The 1785-nt window shown below is 44.5% G+C and carries 2 protein-coding genes; both read left to right on the top strand.

Translation table 11 applies throughout. The features are described from left to right. The coding region (locus tag LD39_RS20340) for an SEC-C metal-binding domain-containing protein (protein WP_197061468.1) at window positions 1–298 on the top strand (298 nt) is incomplete at its 5' end. A gap of 161 nt (window positions 299–459) precedes the next feature. Then, a protein-coding gene (gene prfB / locus LD39_RS20335; RefSeq protein ID WP_156112700.1) for a peptide chain release factor 2 occupies window positions 460–1564 on the top strand; the annotation gives its coding sequence in 2 pieces (ribosomal slippage) (window positions 460–531 and window positions 533–1564; 1104 coding nt in all). Window positions 1565–1785 lie beyond the last annotated feature (221 nt).

Genomic DNA, 1785 nt, shown 5'->3' with positions numbered 1-1785 from the left:
CTTGCGAGCGTACGGTCAAAACGACCCGCTCCGTGAGTACAATTTCGAAGGCTTCCGCATGTTTGAACAAATGGTTACGAACATCGAAGAAGAAGTTTCCCGTTATATTATGAAAGCCCAAATTCGCAACAACCTGCAGCGTCAGGAAGTAGCGAAAGGAGCTACAGCGGTCTCTGGTGGGGAAGAAAGCAAAGAGAAGAAAAAACGCCAGCCGTTTGTTAAAAAAGATGATGTAGGACGTAATGACCCATGTCCTTGCGGCAGCGGTAAGAAATATAAGAATTGCCATGGTAAATAAGGCAGTGAGGCACTCTCGTCAAGAGAGTGTCTTCCCTTGTCTATGGCCTGTATAAGGTCAGGGCACATACCCAGTGCTATGAAAATTCTTTATTTTTAAATAGTGATTTAATGGAAAGAATCTAATATGATTATGTATGAAAAAAATTAGGAGTGATTGATATGGATATGGCCGAAATTCGCCATGAACTAGATAATACAGCTAATCGTTTAGCGGACTTCAGGGGGTCTCTTTGACATCGATCAAAGAAAAACCCGAATTGCTGAGCTAGAAGAAGAGATGACAGCACCTGGCTTCTGGGAAGACCAGAAAACCGCGCAGAAAGTCATCGATGAGGTGAACGGTTTGAAGTCACTCGTTCACACGTTAGAAGAGCATGAAGAAACGCACGAAAACCTGGAAGTTTCCTACGAGCTTGTGAAAGAAGAGGAAGATGAAGATCTTCTAGTCGATTTAGAAGATCAAATTCAACAGCTGGTGAAGGACTTGAACCAGTTTGAACTGAACATCCTGTTAAGCGAGCCCTATGACAAGAATAATGCGATTCTTGAGCTTCACCCTGGTGCAGGCGGTACAGAGTCTCAGGACTGGGCGAGTATGCTTCTGCGTATGTACACGCGCTGGGCAGAGAAGAAAGGCTTTAAAGTGGAAACGATGGATTACCTTCCAGGTGAAGAAGCCGGCGTGAAGAGTGTTACTTTACTGATTAAAGGGCACAATGCTTATGGATATTTGAAAGCAGAAAAAGGTGTTCATCGTCTGGTCAGAATTTCGCCGTTTGATTCTTCAGGAAGACGTCATACGTCCTTCGTTTCGTGCGAAGTCATGCCTGAGTTCAACGATGAAATTGAAATCGATGTACGTACGGAAGATTTGAAAATCGACACGTACCGTTCCAGTGGTGCTGGTGGACAGCACGTCAACACGACTGATTCTGCGGTAAGGATCACGCACACGCCGACGAATACAGTTGTAACGTGTCAATCTGAGCGTTCTCAAATCAAAAACCGTGAACAAGCGATGAAAATGCTGAAATCGAAGCTTTATCAATTGGAGATTGAACGACAACAGCAGGAGCTTGATGACATTCGTGGCGAACAAAAAGAAATCGGCTGGGGAAGCCAGATTCGTTCTTATGTTTTCCACCCGTATTCTATGGTGAAGGATCATCGTACGAATACCGAAATTGGTAATACACAGGGCGTTATGGACGGCGATCTCGACAAGTTCATCAACTCCTATTTACGTTCTCAAATGGACAATTAATCATTAAAAGACTCTCACAATGGTGGGAGTCTTTTTTCTGCTAGGATTGGGTAAATCGTTTTCTTGAATTCTTTTTCCGAGGCGTTTCCGTTATCCAACTAATCGCAAGGAGGTCCGGGAAATTGCGAGACTCCTATGGGATGAACATGATAGGTGAGATCCCGCTAGGCAAAGCCTGAGGAAGATCACCACATGCCCATGGAAAGCGAGTGATTTCCCGG

The organism is Halobacillus sp. BBL2006 (genome assembly GCF_000786645.1).
Classification (GTDB): domain Bacteria; phylum Bacillota; class Bacilli; order Bacillales; family Halobacillaceae; genus Halobacillus.
This window is presented reverse-complemented; position numbering and strand designations above follow the sequence as displayed.